Below are 1,309 nucleotides of genomic sequence, written 5' to 3' on the forward strand. Positions count from 1 at the left end.
TGGAGTTGTCAAAAAAAGTGCAGTTTGAAAACACCCTCATACAGAAATCCCGTTGCTAAGCTGCTTGTGACAGCATTCTTTCGCGATAAATAGCAGGGGGCCAGCCCCCTGGATTAGAGGTGTAGATCCGACGCCTGTTGTAGTAAACCATGATGTACCTGAAGATGATCGATTTAACATAAGCCATCGGGTAGTGCTCGGTTTTGATCTTGTATAGCTTTTCTTTCTTTAGCGTAGCAAAAAAGCTTTCCATCCTTGCGTTATCATAGCAGCGCCCCGTGCCGCTCATGCTTTGAATGGCGTCACGTTTAGCCAGACTCTCTCGAAAAGCATGGCTCGTGAACTGGCTGCCTCTATCGCTGTGATAGATCATTCCGCGAGCACTTCTTGCTTTACAGGCGTTCTCAAAGGCTTGTATGCAGAGTTCCTTGCGCATGTTGTCGTCCATGGCGAGGCCCACGATCTCTCCGTTAAAACAATCCAGTACCGCGGACAGATATAGCTTGCCGTCTGAACAAGGGACTTCGGTGATATCCGATAGCCACTTTTGGTTGGGTGCTGAGGATCTGAAGTCTCTTTGGATCAGGTTCTCGCTCTTTTGAGCTGCGGCATCCTCGCGTGTAATGCCGTTTGGATGACGCCTCACTTTCTTCAGCAGGCCGTGCTTCTTCATGATTCGATAGACGGTGCTGTAGCTGGTCGTGATCTCTATTTGTGACAGCGCCAGCAGAATACGCTGGACACCGTAATTACTGTTGTCTTCATGCTCTCCAATGATGTCTTTGATTTTGACCAGAAGCCGTTGCTGCCGCTCCTGTTTGGGTGTGGGCTTCAAGCTACGGTAATAGCCCGATTCGCTGACAGCCAGCACTTCGCACATCTCCTTGACGGGCCATCGATCCCGTCGTTCACGGATATATGCATAGAGCTGGCATGCCTTTACCGCTTCCGGTCTTTTGCGAAAAAACCGAGTGCGTCCTTGAGAATTTCATTGGCTCGGCGCAACTCGCCTATTTCTTTTTCTAATTCGATTTCACGCGCAGTCTTATCGGCAGGTGCATAAGCGTGTCCGCTCCCGATATGCGCTCCGTCGCCGTGCAGGGTTCTTCGCTTTCTCCATTCCTGCAGAGTGTAGTAGGCTACGCCTAACTGCTCGGCGGCTTTCTTTGGTCCAATCTCATCGCTCAATCTTACTGCTTCTTCTTTGAATGCCTTGTCGTACCTGTTCATTGTCACTCGTCCCCTCGTTAGCTTTCATTTTATTTCATACGAGGGTGTTTTTCGACTGCATTTTTATCGTAGCACTCCA

General features: G+C 49.5%; 2 protein-coding genes. Both read right to left on the reverse strand.

Annotated features, from left to right (window positions below):
• Positions 1-55: 55 nt before the first annotated feature.
• Entirely contained in the window at positions 56-916 is an 861-nt protein-coding gene (locus FPZ45_RS25135) for an IS3 family transposase (RefSeq protein WP_144707407.1), read from the reverse strand.
• Positions 917-939: 23 nt separating this feature from the next.
• A complete protein-coding gene (locus FPZ45_RS25140) occupies positions 940-1,230 on the reverse strand; it encodes a transposase (protein ID WP_144707408.1) in 291 nt (96 codons plus the stop codon).
• Positions 1,231-1,309 lie beyond the last annotated feature (79 nt).

The sequence above is a fragment of the Cohnella terricola genome, assembly GCF_007786475.1.
Taxonomy (GTDB): domain Bacteria; phylum Bacillota; class Bacilli; order Paenibacillales; family Paenibacillaceae; genus Cohnella; species Cohnella terricola.